The sequence below is a fragment of the Streptomyces sp. NPDC014870 genome, from assembly GCF_043081505.1.
Lineage (GTDB): Bacteria > Actinomycetota > Actinomycetes > Streptomycetales > Streptomycetaceae > Streptomyces.
Genome location: NZ_JBIBWQ010000014.1, coordinates 40730 through 59849 on the forward strand (window position 1 = coordinate 40730; position 19120 = coordinate 59849).

General features: G+C 71.5%; 18 protein-coding genes. 5 read left to right on the top strand and 13 right to left on the bottom strand.

The window, feature by feature from the left end:
* Window positions 1–140: 140 nt before the first annotated feature.
* The 3 genes from ACF09C_RS33750 to ACF09C_RS33760 are packed head-to-tail and all read right to left on the bottom strand — an operon-like array spanning window position 141 to window position 3015.
* The gene (locus tag ACF09C_RS33750; protein ID WP_392097044.1) at window positions 141–1349 is read right to left on the bottom strand and encodes a dipeptidase; all 1209 of its coding nucleotides are present in this window, start codon (window positions 1347–1349) and stop codon (window positions 141–143) included.
* A gap of 8 nt (window positions 1350–1357) precedes the next feature.
* Window positions 1358–1891 (bottom strand): 5-(carboxyamino)imidazole ribonucleotide mutase, encoded by a 534-nt coding sequence (gene purE / locus ACF09C_RS33755; RefSeq protein ID WP_362417161.1) that lies wholly within the window; start codon window positions 1889–1891, stop codon window positions 1358–1360.
* A 5-nt stretch (window positions 1892–1896) separates the two neighbouring features.
* Complete coding sequence (locus tag ACF09C_RS33760) at window positions 1897–3015, bottom strand: 5-(carboxyamino)imidazole ribonucleotide synthase (protein WP_392097339.1); 1119 nt, start codon at window positions 3013–3015, stop codon at window positions 1897–1899.
* Window positions 3016–3198: 183 nt separating this feature from the next.
* Between ACF09C_RS33760 and ACF09C_RS33765 the strand changes: the two genes are divergently transcribed.
* Window positions 3199–3717, top strand: coding sequence for a GtrA family protein (locus ACF09C_RS33765; RefSeq protein ID WP_362416935.1), 519 nt, complete (start codon window positions 3199–3201; stop codon window positions 3715–3717).
* Window positions 3718–3778: 61 nt separating this feature from the next.
* On the opposite strand, the gene ACF09C_RS33770 is transcribed toward ACF09C_RS33765, so the two are convergent.
* Both ACF09C_RS33770 and ACF09C_RS33775 read right to left on the bottom strand, forming a co-directional pair.
* A complete protein-coding gene (locus tag ACF09C_RS33770) occupies window positions 3779–5050 on the bottom strand; it encodes an ATP-binding protein (protein WP_392097046.1) in 1272 nt (423 codons plus the stop codon).
* A 42-nt stretch (window positions 5051–5092) separates the two neighbouring features.
* Window positions 5093–5770: a response regulator transcription factor gene (locus tag ACF09C_RS33775; protein ID WP_189602000.1), complete on the bottom strand. Its 678-nt coding sequence runs from the start codon at window positions 5768–5770 to the stop codon at window positions 5093–5095.
* Window positions 5771–6198: 428 nt separating this feature from the next.
* Here ACF09C_RS33775 and ACF09C_RS33780 point away from each other — a divergent pair, with 428 nt between their 5' ends.
* Window positions 6199–7719, top strand: coding sequence for a peptide MFS transporter (locus ACF09C_RS33780; RefSeq protein ID WP_392097048.1), 1521 nt, complete (start codon window positions 6199–6201; stop codon window positions 7717–7719).
* Window positions 7720–7814: 95 nt separating this feature from the next.
* On the opposite strand, the gene ACF09C_RS33785 is transcribed toward ACF09C_RS33780, so the two are convergent.
* The 6 genes from ACF09C_RS33785 to ACF09C_RS33810 all read right to left on the bottom strand — a co-directional run bounded on the left by ACF09C_RS33785 (window position 7815) and on the right by ACF09C_RS33810 (window position 13061).
* Window positions 7815–9146, bottom strand: a complete 1332-nt coding sequence (locus tag ACF09C_RS33785) for a hypothetical protein (protein ID WP_392097050.1) — start codon at window positions 9144–9146, stop codon at window positions 7815–7817.
* A 14-nt stretch (window positions 9147–9160) separates the two neighbouring features.
* Entirely contained in the window at window positions 9161–10318 is a 1158-nt protein-coding gene (locus ACF09C_RS33790; protein ID WP_392097051.1) for a hypothetical protein, read from the bottom strand.
* Window positions 10315–11196, bottom strand: a complete 882-nt coding sequence (locus tag ACF09C_RS33795) for a hypothetical protein (RefSeq protein WP_392097052.1) — start codon at window positions 11194–11196, stop codon at window positions 10315–10317. The genes ACF09C_RS33790 and ACF09C_RS33795 overlap by 4 nt, the downstream gene beginning before the upstream one ends.
* Complete coding sequence (locus ACF09C_RS33800; RefSeq protein WP_392097054.1) at window positions 11196–11888, bottom strand: peptidase; 693 nt, start codon at window positions 11886–11888, stop codon at window positions 11196–11198. Before ACF09C_RS33800 ends, ACF09C_RS33795 begins: the two co-directional genes overlap by 1 nt.
* A gap of 230 nt (window positions 11889–12118) precedes the next feature.
* Window positions 12119–12592 carry an ATP-binding protein gene (locus tag ACF09C_RS33805; RefSeq protein WP_392097056.1) on the bottom strand — a complete coding sequence of 158 codons (474 nt, stop codon included), beginning with the start codon at window positions 12590–12592 and terminating at the stop codon, window positions 12119–12121.
* 100 nt (window positions 12593–12692) lie between these two features.
* A complete protein-coding gene (locus ACF09C_RS33810) occupies window positions 12693–13061 on the bottom strand; it encodes an STAS domain-containing protein (RefSeq protein WP_392097057.1) in 369 nt (122 codons plus the stop codon).
* A gap of 210 nt (window positions 13062–13271) precedes the next feature.
* Between ACF09C_RS33810 and ACF09C_RS33815 the strand changes: the two genes are divergently transcribed.
* From ACF09C_RS33815 to ACF09C_RS33825, 3 genes are all read left to right on the top strand, one after another.
* Complete coding sequence (locus tag ACF09C_RS33815) at window positions 13272–14219, top strand: RNA polymerase sigma factor SigF (protein WP_392097059.1); 948 nt, start codon at window positions 13272–13274, stop codon at window positions 14217–14219.
* Between the two features lie 192 nt (window positions 14220–14411).
* Complete coding sequence (locus tag ACF09C_RS33820) at window positions 14412–15608, top strand: DegT/DnrJ/EryC1/StrS family aminotransferase (protein WP_392097061.1); 1197 nt, start codon at window positions 14412–14414, stop codon at window positions 15606–15608.
* Window positions 15601–17670: a lipopolysaccharide biosynthesis protein gene (locus tag ACF09C_RS33825; protein WP_392097063.1), complete on the top strand. Its 2070-nt coding sequence runs from the start codon at window positions 15601–15603 to the stop codon at window positions 17668–17670. The genes ACF09C_RS33820 and ACF09C_RS33825 overlap by 8 nt, the downstream gene beginning before the upstream one ends.
* Window positions 17671–17673: 3 nt before the next feature.
* Here the strand turns inward: ACF09C_RS33825 and ACF09C_RS33830 are convergent, their stop codons facing one another.
* Both ACF09C_RS33830 and ACF09C_RS33835 read right to left on the bottom strand, forming a co-directional pair.
* The gene (locus ACF09C_RS33830; protein ID WP_392097065.1) at window positions 17674–17925 is read right to left on the bottom strand and encodes a DUF6406 domain-containing protein; all 252 of its coding nucleotides are present in this window, start codon (window positions 17923–17925) and stop codon (window positions 17674–17676) included.
* 4 nt (window positions 17926–17929) lie between these two features.
* A complete protein-coding gene (locus ACF09C_RS33835) occupies window positions 17930–19093 on the bottom strand; it encodes a C2 family cysteine protease (RefSeq protein WP_392097067.1) in 1164 nt (387 codons plus the stop codon).
* Window positions 19094–19120: the final 27 nt, after the last annotated feature.

Genomic DNA, 19120 nt, shown 5'->3' on the forward strand with positions numbered 1-19120 from the left:
CACCGTGGCACGAAGCCCCTCGTGAGGAGCGGTGGAGTAGGCCGTTCGGGGGACGGAGGCGGTGACCGCGGGCCCTCGGGGACGGCCGTGGCCCGTCGCCGGTTCGGTCGGCGACGGGCCACTCAGTAAGTGATGGACCATCAGGAGGCGGGCGCGTCCAGGGAGTCGAGCGTCGCGTTCGACGGGCCCCGGCGGGCGCTCAGGTCACGGGAGACGGCCTCCGCGTCCCGGAGCGCGCGCACCGCGTTGGACCAGGTCAGCTTGGTCAGGTCGGCGTGGGACCAGCCCCGGTGGAGGAGCTCGGCGATCAGGTTCGGGTACCCCGCGACGTCGTCGAGGCCGGCCGGGGTGAACGCCGTACCGTCGTAGTCGCCGCCGATGCCGATGTGGTCGACGCCGGCCACCTCGCGCATGTGGTCGAGGTGGTCCGCCACCGTCGCCGGCGTGGCGATCGGGCGCGGGTTCTCGGCCTCGAAGGCGCGGTGCAGCTTCATCGCCTCCGCGGTCGTGTCGAGGTGGTGGAAGCCGTGCGCCCGCAGGTTCTCGTCGGCCCGGGCGGTCCACTCCACCGCGGCGGGCAGGATGAACTTGGGCACGAACGTGGCCATCGCGACCCCGCCGTTCGCGGGGAGCCGGCCGAGCACGTCGTCGGGCACGTTCCTCGGGTGGTCGCACACCGCGAGGGACGAGGAGTGCGAGAAGATCACCGGCGCGACCGAGGTGGCGAGCGCGTCCCGCATCGTCGTGGCCGCCACGTGCGAGAGGTCGACGAGCATGCCGACCCGGTTCATCTCCCGGACGACCTCGTGGCCGAACGGGGAGAGCCCCCCGACGCCCGGTGCGTCGGTCGCCGAGTCCGCCCACGCGGTGTTGTCGTTGTGCGTGAGCGTCATGTAGCGCACGCCCAGGGTGTGCAGCGCGCGCAGCGTGGCGAGGGAGTTGTTGATGGAGTGGCCGCCCTCGGCGCCCTTGAGCGAGGCGATCCGGCCCTGGCGGCGCGCCGCCTCCATGTCGTCCGCCGTCAGGGCGGGGGCCAGCTCGGCCGCGTACCGCACGAGGAGCTGGTCGACGACGTCGATCTGCTCCAGGGTGGCACTCACCGCGTCGTCCCCGGTCAGCTCGGTGGAGACGTACACCGACCAGAACTGCGCGCCGACGCCGCCCGCCCGCAGCCGGGCGAGGTCGGTGTGGAGCGCGCCGGTCTGGTCGGCGGCGATGTCGAGCCGGTCCAGGTCGTAGCCGGCGTTCTTGCGCAGCGCCCAGGGCAGGTCGTTGTGGCCGTCGACGACGGGGGCGGAGGCGAGGAGCCCGCGCGCCTCGGCGAGCCGCTCGGCCGCGCTCGCGCTCACCCCGGCGCTCACTTCGCGAAGCCGAACGACTCCGAGCCCTCGACCTTGGCGCGCAGCCGCTTGCCCTTGTCGGTCGCCTGGTCGTTCAGCTCCTGCTGGAACTCCCGCATCCGGCCGAGGAGTTCGGCGTCGTGGGCGGCGAGGATCCGGGCCGCGAGCAGGCCCGCGTTGCGCGCGCCGCCGACCGAGACCGTGGCCACCGGCACCCCGGCGGGCATCTGCACGATGGAGAGCAGCGAGTCCATGCCGTCGAGGTACTTCAGCGGGACCGGCACGCCGATGACCGGCAGCGGGGTCACCGAGGCGAGCATGCCCGGCAGATGGGCGGCGCCGCCGGCGCCCGCGATGATCGCCTTCAGACCGCGGTCGGCGGCCTGCTCGCCGTACGCGATCATCTCGCGCGGCATGCGGTGGGCGGAGACGACGTCGACCTCGTACGCGATCTCGAACTCGTCCAGGGCCTGGGCGGCGGCCTCCATGACGGGCCAGTCGGAGTCCGAGCCCATGACGATGCCGATGACCGGCGCGGTGGCGGTGCTCATGCTGCTCACTCGGTGATCGTTCCTCGCAGGTAGCCGGCGGCGTGACGGGCGCGCTCCAGCACGTCGTCGAGGTCGTCGCCGTAGGTGTTGACGTGTCCGACCTTGCGGCCGGGCTTCACGTCCTTGCCGTACATGTGGATCTTGAGCTGCGGGTCCCTGGCCATGCAGTGCAGGTACGCGTAGTACATGTCCGGGTAGTCGCCGCCGAGCACGTTGCACATGACCGTCCACGGCGCGCGGGGGCGGGGGTCGCCCAGCGGGAGGTCGAGGACGGCGCGGACGTGGTTGGCGAACTGCGAGGTGATCGCGCCGTCCTGGGTCCAGTGGCCGGAGTTGTGCGGGCGCATGGCCAGCTCGTTGACGAGGATCCGGCCGTCGCGCGTCTCGAACAGCTCCACGGCCAGGTGGCCGACGACGTCCAGCTCCTTGGCGATGCGCAGGGCCAGCTCCTGGGCCTGGCCCGCCAGCTCGTCGGACAGGTTCGGCGCGGGCGCGATCACGGTGTCGCAGACCCCGTCGACCTGCTGCGACTCGACGACCGGGTAGGCGACGGCCTGGCCGTGCGGGGAGCGGACGATGTTCGCGGCGAGCTCGCGCGTGAAGTCGACCTTCTCCTCGGCGAGGACCCGGACGCCGGCCCGGAACGGGTCGTGGGCGTCCTCCTCCGTGCGGACGAACCAGACGCCCTTGCCGTCGTAACCGCCGCTCACGGTCTTGAGGATGATCGGGAAGCCGCCCACCTCCGCCGCGAAGGCCGCCGCGTCCGCCGGATCGGCGACGATGCGGTGGCGGGGGCTGGGCGCGCCGATCTCGTCGAGCTTGGCGCGCATCACCCCCTTGTCCTGGGCGTGCACCAGCGCGGCGAGCCCGGGCCGGACGACGACGCCGTCCTCCTCCAGGGCGCGCAGATGACCGGCGGGGACGTGTTCGTGATCGAAGGTGATCACGTCACAGCCGCGCGCGAAGTCACGGAGCGTAGTCAGGTCGCGATAGTCGCCGATGACGACCTCGCTCACCACCTGCGCCGCCGAATCCTGCGGGGTGTCACTGAGCAGCTTGAACTTGATGCCGAGGGGGATGCCCGCCTCGTGGGTCATTCGGGCGAGCTGACCGCCACCGACCATGCCGACTACCGGGAACGTCACCCTCTTAGGGTATCCGCACCATGCGGGAAGCCTCGTCCGCCTGTGGTTTACGACAGCCGAGCCGGATTTTCCGATGTTTGCAATGTCCTCGGGCGGGTCACAGGTGGGCTGGTTAGCATGGCTGGGTTGACGAATCCGAACAGACGGGGCTGGACCATCACCATGAGTGAACAAAGCGCACTGCGTGTGCGGCTTGACCGGCTCACGCGTGAGTTCGCCAAGTTCGGCGCGGTCGGCGGTCTCGGCCTGTTGGTGGACCTCGGGGTCTTCAACCTGGTCCGCCACCTGACGGACCTGCAGGTGGTCCGGGCGAGTGTCATCGCCACGGTCGTCGCGATCGGCTTCAACTACCTGGGCTTCCGGTACTTCACCTACCGGGACCGCGACAAGAGCCAGCGGACGAAGGAGCTGACGCTCTTCCTGGTGTTCAGCGCGGCCGGGCTCGTGATCCAGAACGGGATCCTGTACGCGGCGACGTACGGCTTCGGCTGGGACACCCCGCTGCAGAGCAACGTCTTCAAGTTCCTCGGGATCGGCGTCGCGACCCTGTTCCGCTTCTGGTCGTACCGCACGTGGGTGTTCCGTACGCTGCCGGCCCGGGAGGCCGTGCAGACCGCCGAATCGTTCCTGGAGCAGACCCCGAAGCAGGGCGGCCGGAAGCAGCCGGACCGGGTGCGCTAGGGCCTGTCCGGCGGCCCCGGTCATGATCCGCCGGACAGGCCCTGGCCCGTCGGGGCGGCGCTCAGCGGACCGGGCGCTCCCGTTCTGCGTCCTTGCGGCTCCTGACCTCGCGGCTCAGGAAGAGCGCGAAGACCGGCGGGTGCTGCTGGAGCAGCTCCAGACGTCCGCCGTCCGCCTCCGCGAGGTCCCGGGCGACCGCGAGGCCGATGCCCGTGGAGCTGCGTCCGCTGACCGCGCGTTCGAAGATCCGCGCACCGAGGTCGGCGGGGACGCCGGGGCCCTCGTCGGTGACCTCGATCACGGACTGGTTGCCGGTGACGCGGGTGCGCAGGGCGACCGTGCCGCCGCCGTGCATGAGGGAGTTCTCGATCAGCGCGGCGAGCACCTGGGCCACGGCCCCGGGGGTGCCGACCGCGCGCATGCCCTGCTTGCCCGAGTGGACGATGGCGCGGCCCCCGCTGCGGTAGGCCGGGCGCCACTCCTCGATCTGCTGCTTGATGACCTCGTCGAGGTCGAAGGCGAGGGCGGAGCCCGTCCGGGGGTCGCGGGAGTTCGTGAGCAGCCGCTCCACCACGTCGGTGAGCCGCTCGACCTGGGTGAGCGCGATCGTCGCCTCCTCCTTGACCGTGTCGAGGTCGTCGGCGACGGAGACCTCCTCCAGGCGCATGGAGAGCGCCGTGAGGGGCGTACGGAGCTGGTGCGAGGCGTCGGCGGCGAGCCGGCGCTCGGCGGTGAGCATCCGGGCGATCCGCTCGGCGGAGGCGTCCAGGACGTCGGCGACCCGGTCGAGCTCCGGCACGCCGTACCGCTTGTGGCGGGGGCGCGGGTCGCCGGAGCCGAGGCGCTCGGCGGTCTCGGCGAGGTCGGTGAGCGGGGACGTCAGCTTGTTCGCCTGCCGTACGGCGAGCAGGACGGCGGCCACGACGGCGAGCAGGGCCACGGCCCCGATGATCAGCAGGGTGCGGCCGACCTCGCTGGTGATCGTGGAGCGCGATTCCTCGACGGTCACGGTCTCGCCGCGCTCGCCCTCGGCCTTGCCGCGGATGACGCTGCCCTCGGGGCGCTCGCCGATCTCGATGGGGGCGCGGCCGGGGATCTCGATGAGGGCGTACCGCTTGGCGCCGCTCTGCTCGGCGAGGATGTCGGGGTTGACGGGCTCCCCGCCGATGAGACGGCTGTCGACGATGGAGACAAGACGCACGGCCTCGGAGTCGACGCTCTCCTGGGCGCTGGAGGAGATCGTGCGCGTCTCGACGATGACGAGCGAGACGCCGAAGACAGCGATGACGACGAGGACCACGGCGAGCGTGGAGTTGATCAGACGGCGGCGCAACTGTCCCTCCGGGGGAGGCCGGCGCGGCGGTTTCCCGCCGCCTCAGCTCTTCTCGAAGCGGAAGCCGACGCCGCGGACCGTCGCGATGTACCGCGGGTTCGCCGCGTCGTCGCCCAGCTTCTTCCGCAGCCACGAGATGTGCATGTCGAGCGTCTTCGTCGAGGACCACCAGGTGGTGTCCCAGACCTCCCGCATCAGCTGGTCGCGGGTGACGACCCGGCCCGCGTCGCGGACCAGGACCCGCAGCAGGTCGAACTCCTTCGCGGTGAGCTGGAGCTCCTCGTCGCCCATCCAGGCCCGGTGCGACTCGACGTCGATCCGCACGCCGTGCGTCGCGGGGGCGACGGCCGGCTCGGTGGCGCCGCGCCGGAGCAGGGCCCGGACCCGGGCGAGGAGTTCGGCGAGCCGGAAGGGCTTCGTCACGTAGTCGTCGGCGCCCGCGTCGAGCCCGACCACCGTGTCGACCTCGTCGGCGCGGGCGGTCAGGACCAGGATCGGGACCGTGTGCCCCTCGGAGCGCAGCCGCCGCGCGACCTCGAGGCCGTCCATGCCCGGCAGCCCGAGGTCGAGCACCACGAGGTCGACGCCGCCCTGGAGTCCGGCGTCGAGGGCGGTCGGTCCGTCCTCGCGCACCTCGACCTCGTATCCCTCTCTGCGCAGCGCGCGGGCCAGTGGCTCCGAGATGGATGCGTCGTCCTCGGCGAGCAGTACACGGGTCATGGGGTGATGGTAGTCCGCGCCGCTCATGCCCCGGGGCATGATCCACAGGCTTGCCCCGTACCCTGGGGATCAAGGCGGCCATCCTGCTCATGACCTTGGAATGACATCCGTTGGTTCCTATGTCACCTGTGATCCATCTCTCAAGTCCTTCCAATTCAGTCACTGTCGTGTCGTAAGGTGGCGAGACGTCTGTAGCGGTAAACGGGGACCTTTGGAGTGCTAATCGCGCCAAAGGTCTCTTCTCTGCACAAGGTCGGCATCGCCAATCTTGAGGACAGTGAATGACCTGTGGGCCGGGTTCCGGGACGCGATGACGCGGACCGGGGCGTGGATCCCGGCGGAGTGCGACCGCTCACCGCCGGTGCCGGCCTCCCCCACCGGGCGCATCACGCTCACAAAGCGCGCGTCCCGACAGAGCAAGGATCGACATGGCGTCCAGCCTGACGACGGCTTCGACCGGAACCCCTGGTTCCGGGAAGACGTTCCTCGGCCACCCCCGCGGCCTGGCCACCCTCTTCTTCACCGAGATGTGGGAGCGCTTCTCCTACTACGGCATGAGGGCCCTCCTCGTCCTGTACCTGGTCTCCGGAGGCGCGGACGCCGCGACCGGCAGCCAGGGCGGCGGCCTCGCGATGACGGCGGCCACGGCGACGGCGATCTACTCCGTCTACGTCTCGATGGTCTACCTGATGGCCATGCCGGGCGGCTGGTTCGGCGACCGCGTCTGGGGCGCCCGCAAGACCGTCACGATCGCCGGTTTCGTGATCATGGCCGGTCACGCCTCGCTGGCCATCCCCGGTCAGGCGATGTTCTTCGTCGGTCTGGCGCTCGTGGCCGTCGGCTCGGGTCTGCTGAAGGCCAACATCTCCACGATGGTCGGCCACCTCTACAACGGCCCGGACGACCCGCGCCGTGACGGTGGCTTCACGCTCTTCTACATCGGCATCAACCTCGGTGCGTTCGTCGCCCCGTTCGCCGTCGGCACCCTCGGCGAGAAGGTCAACTGGCACCTGGGCTTCGCCCTCGCCGCGGTCGGCATGGGCCTCGGCCTCGCCTGCTTCCTGGCCTTCACCAAGAGCCTGAGCCCGAAGAGCAGCGTCGTCCCGAACCCGCTCTCCGCCGAGGAGCGCAAGAGCATCCTGGTCAAGGTCTGCCTGGCCGTCGCCGCGATCGCCGTCTTCTACGGCGCCGTCGTCGCGATGGGCATGTACACCCTGAACTGGGCGCTCGTGCCGATCACCCTCGCGGGTCTGATCATCCCGGTCGCCGTCCTGGTCCGCATCAAGCGCGACAAGGACCTCGACAAGACCGAGCAGTCGAAGATGAACGGCTACATCTGGTTCTTCGTCGCCGCCGCCGTCTTCTGGATGATCTACGACCAGGGTGGCTCCACGCTGGCGCTCTTCGCGGACAGCAAGACCTCGGACTCGCTGCTCGGCTTCAGCTTCCCGGCCACCTGGTTCCAGTCGCTGAACCCGCTCTTCGTGATGGCGCTCGCCCCGGTCTTCGCCTGGCTGTGGCTCTGGCTGGCCCGCAAGAACCAGGAGCCGAACACCATCGTGAAGTTCGCGATGGGTCTGGTCCTGGTCGGCGCGTCGTTCTTCGTCTTCGTCGTCCCGATGGGCATGGCCGGCGACGGCACCAAGGTCTCCCCGATGTGGCTCGTCTCGATCTACATGATCCAGACCATCGGTGAGCTCTGCCTCTCCCCGGTCGGCCTCTCGGTGACCACGAAGATGGCTCCGCAGAAGTACGCCTCCCAGATGATGGGTGTCTGGTTCCTCGCCGTCACCGCCGGTGACTGCACCACGGGTCTGCTCTCGCTCGCGGGCGTGGACCTCAACGGGACAGGGATCATCGGTATGCAGGCGGCGCTCGCCGTCCTCGCGGGCTTCGCGGTCTTCATGTACCGCAAGAAGGTCCAGGGGATGATGGGCAGCGTCCACTGACGCACCCCTCCGTACAAGCCTGAGGGCCGCCGCACCGGTTTCGGTGCGGCGGCCCTCGGCCGTTTTCCGGAGGCCGCTCCGGGGTCGCTCCGGGGTCAGCGCCTCAGCCGCGCCCACGGGGTGAACGTGAACACCGCGCCGCCGAGCAGGATCACCGTGCCGGCGACCAGGGCGAGCGCGCGCAGGGCGCCGTCGTCCTCGGCACCGGTGTCGGCGAGCCCGCCGCCCGAACCGGCGGAACCCGAACCGGAACCGGAGCCGCCGCCGGCCGCCGCGTCACCGCCGCCCGCCGCGCCGCCCTCGACCTTGGACGTGTCGAGTTCGAGGGAGGCCTGGACCGTGCCCTTGACCTGGCACGGGATCACGATCGGCGAGCCGCCGAGCGAGACGTTGATGGTCAGCGTGCCGGGGCTGAGCGTCGACTTGCCGTTCGCCCCCGGCTTGTACGTGCCCTTCATGTCCGGCAGGTCGACCGGCTTGCCCTGCTCCAGCGGGGCCGCGTTCGCCGGACCCTCGACCTTGACCGTGCCGCTGTCCGCGCCACCGAGCTTGACCGCCATCGACGGCTTGAGCGCGCCCGCGGGCAGCGGGGCCGGGCTGTCCATGACGCCCTTGGCGGTCTTGACCGTCAGCTCGTAGTTGCCGCCGCTCTTCTTGGCGTTGATGGTGACCTTGGAGGTGATGTTCGCCGGTCCCGGCGACTGGCAGGAGAACTGGACGGCGACTTCCTTGCCCGTGAAGTCGGTCTGCCCGCCGCCGCCCCCGGACGTGCCGCCGGAGGTGGTGCCGCCGGACGCGGTCGTGCCGCCGGAAGTGGTCCCCCCGGACGCGGTCGTGCCGCCGGAGGTCGTGGTGCCACCCGAGGTCGTGGTGCCGCCCGACGTCGTCGTACCGCCGCCGCCCTCCGTCACCTTGATCGTCGCGCCGACCGGCACCGCCTCCTTCGGCGAGCACTTCGTGTCCGTCGACAGCGGCTTCGAGACGTTGATGTTGTACTTGTCCGGCGTCAGCGTGATCTCGCCGGCCTTGTCCAGCTTCAGCTTGCCCTTCATGTCCGGCAGCTTCATCGGGCTGTTCTTCGGGATCGGCGGGTTCGAGCGCGGCCCCTCCATGGCGAGCGTGCCGCTCCCCGCGCCGCCGATCTTGATCGTGCCGGTCGGCTTGACCGTGTTCTGCTCCAGGTCGAGGACGTCGGGGTTCTTGGACGCGGCCTCGACCGTCTTCCAGACGACCTCGACCTCGTCGCCGACCTTCGCCTCCGCCGGTGCGGTGATCTCCACCTTCGTGGTGCCCTGCACCGGTGGGAGACCGGAGATGGACGGCGGTATGCACTCGGTCTTGTACGAGACCTCGGCCGCCTGCGCGGGGCTGGCGGCCAGCATGATCCCCGCGCCGCCGAGCATCAGCGCGACTCCCGCCGCGCTCATCCTCCGTTGCGTGCTCACTGGTGTCCCTTCGTCGTCGGGCTGATCTCTGACGGTGCGGACGGTGCGGAGTCCGGGGTGAACCACGGCAGGACCGTGGTGGCTGTGGTTTCGTCCCGCTCGGGCGCGGGGCGGGGTTCGGGGGTACGTACGAGGGCACGGCGCCGGCGGCGTCCGCCCGAGCCGGACCCGGAGGAGCGGGAGCCGGCGGTGCGGGACCCTGAGGAGCGGGAGCCGGCGACGGCGCCGGGGCGCACCCGGTCCACGACCGCCATCCCGATCCGGAAGAGGGCCGCCGGGACGACCACGGCGAGCAGCAGCCAGAAGAGCGTCACGCCCCAGGGCCGGCCGACCCCCCACGGCTGGTCGACCAGGACCTTCCCGGCGTACCTCACCGAGACCTCGTAGTCGCCGTGCGCGCCCGCCGACAGTTCGACGGGCAGCTTGATCTGGGCCTTCTTGCCGGGCTGGATCGTGCCGCGCCACTGCCGTTCCTCGTACTGCGGCGAGAAGACGCCGTGGCTGGTGCCGACCTGGAAGACCGGGTCCTTGACGGGGGTCTGGCCGAGGTTGCCGACGGTGAAGACGACCTCGCGGCGGGCGGGCGCGCCGAACCAGACGAGGACACCGCTGGAGCCTTCGAGGCGTACGGAGGCGAGGACGGCGAGCCGTCCGGTGCCGGTGGCCTCGGGCAGCGGGGCGGTCGGATGGCCGGCGACCGTGAACGCCACGTCCACGACGTCCTGTTGACCGGTGACCCCGGCGACGTGCACCACGCACGGGCAGGGCTTGGGCGGCTCGGCGACCGGCATCTTCTGGCTGAAGGCGCCCTGGGCGCCGACGGTGGCCGCCCGGCCCTGGGTGTTGGCGCAGGAGTTGGTGCCGCCGACGACGCCCTTGCCCGGCTCGCCCTGGCCGCAGATCAGCAGCATGAGCAGCGCGCCCGGCTTCCAGCCGGCGCCGCTCACGGTGATCTCGCCGCCCTTGCCGCCCTCGGTCTGCGACAGCGCGACGGTCGGCCCGGACTCCCGAGCCTGGGGCCGGGCCTTGGCCTGGGCTTGAGCCTGAGCTTGGGCCTCGGCCTGGGCCACGGTCGGCAGCAGGGCGAGGAGCAGGGCGGCGAGGACCGCCCCGGCGAGCGCGCCCGCGCGCCGTCCCGTACCGCTCGTTCTCATCGGTCCGCTCCTGCCGTCACGTCGGCCAACTGGGCTTGCTCCACCGGGAATCCCTCGTCCTCCGCGGCCCGCTCCGGGGCCGGTACCCGGCGTCTTCGCAGGACGAGGGCGGCCGCGCCCGCCGCGGCGAGCAGGGCGCCCGTGCCGGTGACGGCCGCGCCCGTCGACACGAAGACCCGCTCGGCGCGGGCCTCGGCCGGCGTCGCGCCGGGGGCGGTCGCGCGGAGGTGGACGGTGACCGAGTCGAGCGCGGGCGGGTCGGGCCAGGGCTCGGCGCGGGTGGCGCGCTCACCGGGGCGGAGGGTGAGCGGCAGGGCGCGGGCCGGGCGGTCGAGGACCGTGCCGAGGACGCCGTCGGCGCGTACGGCCAGGCTCGGCGCGAGGACGGTGCTGCCCCGGTTGACCACGGTGTAGCGCAGGGTCCCGGAGGCGTCGAGCGTGACGTCCTCGACGGTGAGCGCGGCCAGACTCGGCCCGCTGACCCGCAGGTGCACCGGCACCCGCACCTCGCGCCCGTCGGCCGCCACGGTCACCGTGCCCCGATGGTCGCCGGGGGCGGTGCCGGCGGTCACGGTGACGGCGAACGGCACGTCGGCCCGGGTCCGCGCCGGTACGGTCACGGTCCGTGCGGCGAAGGCGAGCGGGGTGCCCTGCCCGCTGAGCCGCACGGCGAGCGGTCGCGTGCCCGGGTTGCTGACCGAGAGGGTGTCCTGCAGGACGCTGCCCGCCGCGCCCTCGAGGTACACGTACGGCCGCTGCTGGGTCGCCCCGGCCGCTCCCGCCGTCCACCCGGAGGCCGGTGTGGGCGCGGGCGCCGCCGCCACCGCTCCGAGCAGCGCGGTGACGGCGGTCGCGGTCCCGGCCCACGCCGTCCGCATCAGCGAGCCGTGCGCCGGGTGAGCCAGAGCACTCCGGCCGCGCCGGTCAGGAGCACCGTGCCGCCGAGCGTGCCGAGCGCCGTCGCGGACTCGAGCGGGCCGGTCTTGGGCAGTTCGCCGCCGCTCGGGGACTCGCCCCCGCCCGAGTCGGACGACCCGCCGCCGGAGTCGGCGGAGCCGCCGGCGGCCGTCACGTCCAGTTCGAGCGCGGGCGCCGGGTTGTTCTTGGGGGTGCAGACGGCCGCGTCCATGCCGAGCGCGTGGACGGTGAGCAGGCCTGCCGTGAAGGTGACCTTGCCGCTCTTCTTCGGCGTGTACGTGCCCGTCAACTGCCCGATCTTGATGGGGGTGTTGGGCGGGATCGCCTCGGTGTTCGGAGTCCCCTTGACCTTCAGCGTGCCCGAGTCGGCGCCGCCGAGCTTCAGCTCGGCGCGCGGGGTCATGACCCCCTTGGGCAGTTCGATCGGGCTGTCGGAGACGCCCTTCTCGAAGGACATGGTGATCGTGTAGCCGGAGCCGCTCTTCTCGGCCTTGATGTCGACGGGCGAGACGGCGCTCTTGGGGCCGATCTTCGTCTCGCAGGCGTAGTTCACGTCGACGACGGTGGCGTGCGCGGCGGGGGCCGAGGCCAGCACAGCCGAGCCGGCCGCCGCCGCTGCCAGCGCGAACGCTGTTCTCCTTCGGTACGGCACGATCCAAGCACCCCTCACCGCGAAGTTACTGACGGCACATCAGATTGCGCGTCAAGGTACGCCTGGGGCCTTGCGGAGGGAAGACAAAAGGAGGACCGAAAGTGGGCCCGGTCACACCGGCCGCGAAGACGCGGGCACGGGAGCCGAGGAGCGTCGGGCACGAGGAGCTGACGAGCCTCGGGCGCGAGGAACCGAGGAGCCTCGGGCACGAGGAGCTGAAGAGCCGAGGATCAGGAGGGTGCGGCCAGTTCCGCCCAGACGGTCTTGCCGGGGGTGCCCGCCGCGCGGGCGATGCCCCAGTCGAGGCAGAGCCGCTGGACGATGAACATGCCGTGCCCGCCGGGCCGCGCGGCCCGGTGCGGGGTGCGCGGCGCGGGCTGTCCCGCGCCCAGGTCGGTGACTTCGAGGCGCAGCACCTTGGCCCGGCGCAGCACGCGCAGCGTCTCGGGGCCCTCGGCGTGCAGACAGGCGTTGGTCACCAGTTCGGAGACGACGAGCAGGACGTCCTCGGCGGCCGCCCTCGCGTCGGCGGTCGCGGCCGGCAGCCAGCCCCAGTCGTAGAGCGCGGTCCGGGTGAAGTCGCGGGCGAGCGGAACGGTCCCGCTGGTGGCGCCGAGCGCGAGCGTGCGTACATCGAGAACGGCGTCCTCCACGACGGGACCCACCGACTCCTCGACCTCCCTGCCACCGGCAGCAGTGTCCATCAGCGCTTCACCTCACCGAATCCACCAGAAAGATTCACCAGACAACGGACGAAACCGGGGCTCTCCTGCCCGGTCATCTCCCGACGACACCCGCCGCGCGCTAGTCGGGCAGCGCCGCCGCGAGCGTTTCGTGCACGGTGAAGACGGCGTCCGCACCGGTGATCTCGAAGACCCTGGCCACCACCGGCCGCATCCCCGCCAGATGGACCCCGCCCCCCGCGGCATCGGCCTTCAGCCGGGCCCCGAGGAGCACGTTGAGACCGGTGGAGTCGCAGAAGTCGAGTCGTGAGCAGTCGACGACGAGCCGTGACCGGCCCGCTTCGAGCGCGCGGTCGAGTGGCGCACGCAACACCTCGGCCGTGTGGTGATCAAGCTCACCCACCGGAGTGAGGACCTCGCTCGCCCCCACGGTGCGGACCTCGACCCGCAGCCGTCCTGGCTGCGCGCTGCCGATGTGCTGGCGGTCCATGCCCGTGCCTCTTCTCGCTCTCGCGGATGCCGGATGACGTGCCTCGAACCATACAAGCGCGACGTCAAGGCTTGCACCCCAACACCGCAACACAACCCCACAAAACGGACAATTGACACTTGCAACTTTGCGCTAAGAACGGGTAGGGCTAGTAAGGAACGTTCTCGACGACCGGCTTGGAGGCGCCGCAAACCGCAGCAGGAAGACACGATGGAGGAGACCATGTCACCCCGGCTCGACGCCCCGCGTACCCACGACGCGCCGTCGGCAGAAGCACCTCAGCCCCTCACCGACACCCCCACCCGACTCCCCGCCCAACTCCCCACCCCCGAAGACTTCCACGGGATCGCCGAGATCGACGAGATCTCCGAGATCGGTCCCTTCGACCAGGTCGACCCGCTGGACGCGCGGGCGCTCTCGAAGACGCTCTTCGCTCGGCTCGACGCCCTCGAAGAGGGCACGCACGAGTACGCGTACGTCCGCAACACCCTGGTCGAACTGAACCTGGCCCTGGTCAAGTTCGCCGCCTCGCGGTTCCGCTCCCGCAGCGAGCCGATGGAGGACATCATCCAGGTCGGCACGATCGGCCTCATCAAGGCCATCGACCGCTTCGACCTGGCCCGTGGCGTGGAGTTCCCCACCTTCGCGATGCCGACCATCGTCGGCGAGATCAAGCGCTTCTTCCGCGACACCTCGTGGTCGGTGCGCGTCCCGCGCAGGCTCCAGGAACTCCGCCTCGACCTGGCCAAGGCCGGTGACGAACTGTCCCAGCGCTTCGACCGCGCCCCCACGGTCGGCGAACTCGCCGAGGAGCTCGACCTGAGCCGCGACGAGGTCGTCGAGGGCATGGCCGCGAGCAACGCGTACACCGCGAGCTCGCTGGACGCCCAGCCCGAGGAGGACGACGGCGAGGGCGCGCTCGCCGACCGCATCGGCTACGAGGACCACGGCCTCGAGGGCATCGAGTACATCGAGTCGCTCAAGCCGATGATCGCCTCGCTGCCGCCCCGTGACCGGCGCATCCTCTCCCTGCGGTTCGTCGCCGGCATGACCCAGTCGGAGATCGGCGAGGAGCTGGGCATCTCCCAGATGCACGTCTCCCGTCTTCTCTCGCGGACGCTGACACGGCTGCGCCAGGGGCTGACCCTGGAGGAGTGACGTCCTCGGGTGGCGGCTCTCCCCCGAGCCGACGCCCGCGCTCCGGCGCACCCCGCGCTCCGGCGCACCCCCGTTCCGGGCACCCCAAGTGACCTGTGGAAAGGGCCTGTTCTTCACCGGACAGGCCCTTCCGCGTTATTGACGGGGCGCCCGGAATGGGACACATTGGGCCGGGGTTCAGGGGGGAATCGCATGGTTTCTGCGTACGCGGAACTGGAAGAGCGCATGCGCGGCCGGCTCGGGGGCAGAGAGTGCCTCCATGTGCCGTCGTGCCGCTTCGGTCTCTATCTCGCGCTGCGCCACTGGTGCGCGCCCGGCGGCCGTGTCCTGATGTCACCGGTCAACGACGACGTCATCTTCTTCGTGGTCCTCGCGGCCGGGCTCCGCCCGGTGCAGGCGCCGCTGAACCCGCTCGACGGGTCGATCGACATCGCCGCCGTACCGGACTCGGTCTGGCGCGGCCTTTCCGCCGTACTGACCACCAATCTGTACGGCAACCCCGACCCGGCTCCCGAACTGCGCGCCCGATGCGACGCGTTGGGCATCCCGCTCCTGGAGGACGCGGCCCACGCGATCGGCTCCCGGGTCGGCGGGCGCCCGGTCGGCACCTGGGGAGAGGCCTCCGTGTTCAGCCTCTCCAAGCACACCGGGGCGAAGACCGGCGGCTTCCTGACGATCGCGGACCCGGCGCTGCGCGCCGAACTCGTCGCCGCGCGCGACGAGTTGCTGCACCCTGCCCGTACGACGGCCGAACTGGCCTATCTCGTAAGGCCGTACGCCGAGGCCACCGTCCGCGCGCTGCGGCTCGTGAAGGCCGCGCACGCCACGCTGCGGCTGCTGGGGATGGAGGAGCGCGAGGAGATCCGGATGCCGCTGCGGGCGGACGAGTTGAAGCAGGCGCTCGCCGCCGCGCCGGGGCTCACGCCCTTCCACTCCTGGATCCGCGTGGACATGCACGACTACCGCCTCGGCGCAGGCCCGGCCAGGCTGCGCCGTACGGACCGCCTGCTGGCCGGTCTGGACACCACGCTCGCCGTCCACCGGGCCGGTACGGAGCGGCTGGCGGCGAGCGAGTGGGGCACGTGCTCCGAACGGGCCGGGATCCAGCCGCTGTTCCGGGTCCCGCTGCTCGTCGACGACCGGGACGCGGCGATCGCCGCGCTCGCCCGCCGCCGGATCGTCACCGGCTACCTCTACGACCCGCCGCTCGACACGTACGCGGGTGAACTCTTCACCGACCCCTCGCGCGCGCCAGGGCCCGCGGCCTGGTTCGCCCGGCACGCCCTGCCGGTGGACCCCCGGCGGGCGACCGAGGTGATCGGCGCCCTTGACGCGGCGGGCGTCCGGCCGGTGCGGTACGGCGGCGACGGCGACGGCGACCGTGGCTGACGCCGTCCGGCTGCACGAGCCGGATGGGGAGGCCCGGGAGCGGGGGAAGGGGACGTCGGATCCGCCACCCGGCGCCGAGGAGGTGGGCGGGTCCGGCGGGTCCGCCGGGGACTCGATGTTCCGGAACGCGTACGCCCTCATGCTGTCCACGGGCGTCTCGGCCGCGCTCGGCCTCGGCTTCTGGCTGGTCGCCGCCCGCTACTACTCGGAGGAGGCCGTCGGGCAGGGCTCCGCCGCCATCGCCGCGCAGCGGCTGCTCGCCTCCATCACCGCGACGACGATGATCGGCGCCGTCGTGCGCTACGTCCCCCGGGCCGGGCGCGCCACCGGCCCGCTGGTCGGCCGGATCTACCTGGTCAGTTCGATCGTGGTCGCCCTGGCCTGCGGCGTCTTCCTCCTCACGCTCGACTGGTGGGGCCCGTCGTACGCACCGCTCGGCTCGCTCTCCGCCGGTCTCTTCTTCACCGCGTCCTGCGTCGGCTGGGCGCTCCTCACCCTCCAGGATGGCGTCCTCACGGGGCTCAGGCGTGCCTTCTGGGTGCCGATCGGCAACGCGGGCTTCTCCATCGGCAAGCTCCTGCTGCTCGCCGCCTTCGCCACCACGATGCCGGTGCTCGGCGTGTTCGTGTCCTGGTCGGCAGCGATCGCGCTGTCGGTCGTACCGCTCGGCTGGCTCGTCTTCCGCCGGCTCATCCCCCGGCAGGCCCGCGCCGACCGCGACCGCGAACCGCCCGGCATGCGCGAGATCGGGCGCTTCATGGCGGGGGACTCCGTCGGCGCGCTGTTCAGCCTCGCCATGATCAACCTGCTGCCGGTGATGGTCGCCGTCCGCTTCGACGCGGCGCACAACGCGTTCTTCTACACGGCGTACACCGTCGGCGGCACGATGGAGTTCATGGCCATCAACATGGCCTCCTCGCTCACCGCGCACGCCTCCCACAGCCCGGAGTCGCTCGCCGAGGGCGTACGCGGGGCGCTGCGGCGGATGGCGCTGCTGCTGGTCCCCGTGGTCCTCGTGCTCGTCGTCTTCGCACCGTACATCCTCGCGCCGTTCGGCCCCGACTACGCCGAGCACGGCACGACGGTGCTGCGCCTGCTCGCCGCCGCCGCGCTGCCCCGGGTGGCCGTCGAGCTGTACATCGGGGTGCTGCGGGTCCAGGGGCGGACGGGCGCGCTCGCCGCGCTCCAGGGCGCGATGTGCGTGCTCGTCCTGGGCAGCGCGGCCCTGCTCCTCGGCCCGGTCGGGATCTCGGGGGCCGGGCTCGCCATGCTCGGCTCGATGACCCTGATGGCGGCGGCCTCGGCGCCCGGTCTCCGCAGGGCCCTGAAGGGCGGCCGCGCGGAGACCGAGTACGGGACGAGCTGGGCGCGGCGGGCGGCCGAGCAGGAGTGGGCGCCGCGGGAGGCGTCCACGCTGGGCCTGCCGGTGTACGTACCGCGCCCGGCGAGTGCCGTCCCGGACGACGACGGCGGTCGGGAGGACCGGCCAGGGACGGTGCTGTGGCTGCTGCTCGGCCTCGCGACCGCGCTCTTCTGGCTGCCGCTCGCGCACACGGACGCGGTGGCCGCGGACCGCCTCTCGGGCACGGAGCTGATCGCGGCGCTCCCGCCGGTCACCCTCGGGGCCGGGCTCCTGCTGGTCGCCCTGCACACGGCGGCGGTCGCACGCCGCCGGGTACGGCGCCTCTACGCCGCGACGGTCCTGGCCACCACGTTCCTGGCCCTCCACGTCGCGCCGCCCCTCCTCGGCCTCCGCCCGGAGGAGGCGGCAGGACCGGGCGCGACCCTGGCCCCCGTCTTCGTCCCCACGGACGCCCTGCCGGCCCTCCCGATCACCCTCCAGGCCCTGTGCCTGACCCTCGCGACGCTCCTCCTCCGCGCCCTCGGCACGAGCGTCCGCGTCACGGCGTGCGCGGTCTGGATCCTGGTCTGGGCAGGCTGGGCCGCCCAACACCCCTTCGCCGAAGCCCCCCTCCCCATCCTCCTCGCCCTGTGCGGCGCCACGATGACGGCCCTGGCGGTCCGGGGGTTGCGGGGCGGAAGGCGTTCGGGCGGCGGGTGACGCTCAGACGACCTTGCGCAGCAGCACGAGCCAGCGCTCACCCTCCAGGTTGTCGACCCGTTCGAACTTCCAGGTCTCTTCCCGTACGGGAAAGGTCTCGCCCAGCTCCAGGTCGTACGTGCGCTCCTCGTCGGCGACCACCAAGAGCCGAATACGGAGCGGCTCGCCGGCCAGGGCATAGAGGTGGATCACCGAGAACCGGGCATTGTCCGAGTCCCCGACCACCCGGGGCCACAACCAGACTTCGTTGCTCATTTCCTTATCCCATCGTGGTGAAATCGGGCCTGGAATTGGCCCTGAGTTCCTTCGCCGTGAGCGTCGGATGGTTGAGATTGTGCGGGTTGCGCAGCTGGATGAGTCCTCGCTCGTCCACGCCGGTCACCTCGTAGACATGGCCGTCCACGAGGCCCTTGGGGAGCGGCCCCTCGTCCTTGCCGATCTTTCGGGTGCCGATCAGGATCGGGCAGCCCGCGTCGAGCTTCTCCCGGAACATGGAGAGGAGCTGCCGGTCGGGGCTGACGCCGTTCATGTCGTACTGCGTGGGGATGTCCTCGGTGTAGGCGGGCCGCCCCGTGAGCTGGGTCAGCATCTCGGCGCGGTGACTGGGGCGGGTGCCCTTGTCGAGCCGTTCGTAACCGGATGCCTTGTCGGAGAGGTCTTCCTCCCACGTCTGGTCCACTCCGGCGAAGGCCTTCTCCAGGACGGAGGGCCAAGCGACGGGTTCGGCGCCCGCACGGCCGTAGGCGGGCTTGCCCGGCTGGTCGTACTGCACGACCAGATCCGGCGTGATCGTCAGAACGGTGACGGCTCCGTTCGGTTCGCATTGGGTCAAGCCGCCGCTGTACTTCTTCTCCACTTGGTGGAGAGTCACCTCGTACGTGCCGTCTTCGTTCTCCTTGACGCACTCGGAGATCGCCTCGGGGAAGTGCGTGGCCACGGCCCCCATGGTGGCGATCACGCCACAGTCCCCGAGCTTTCCCTGCTCGGTCTGCTCGCGCCTGGGCGAACCGTCGAACAGCGGGGTGCGTTGCCCGTCCGGGCGTTCCAGGGGCTTGCCGTACTCGAAGAGGGACACGTCGAAATCCGGAATCTTCATGGCGTTGAAGTCCGGCCGTTCCACGACCGCGTACCGGTCGACGGGTCCCTCCGCGGGCTCGCGCGGACCGACAAGGGTGTCCCGCAGCTTCGAAAAGGCGTCGCCCAGGAAGGCTCGTTCGAGCTCCGGCTCCCCCGGCTCCTCGGGCTCGACCAGGTCGTCGGGCTGCTCGGGCCCGTCCGGCGCCTCGGGCTCCTCCGGCGCTTCCGGCTCGTGGCCCGTGTCCGGGGCCTCGGACACGCGGTCAGGTAACGGCGCCTTCGCCTCCGCACCGCGCTCGGCCGTGCCCAGCTCGCTCATGCCACCCGCCCCCGTCCCCTCGGTCAACAGACGCCCATCGTAGTGATCATGTCG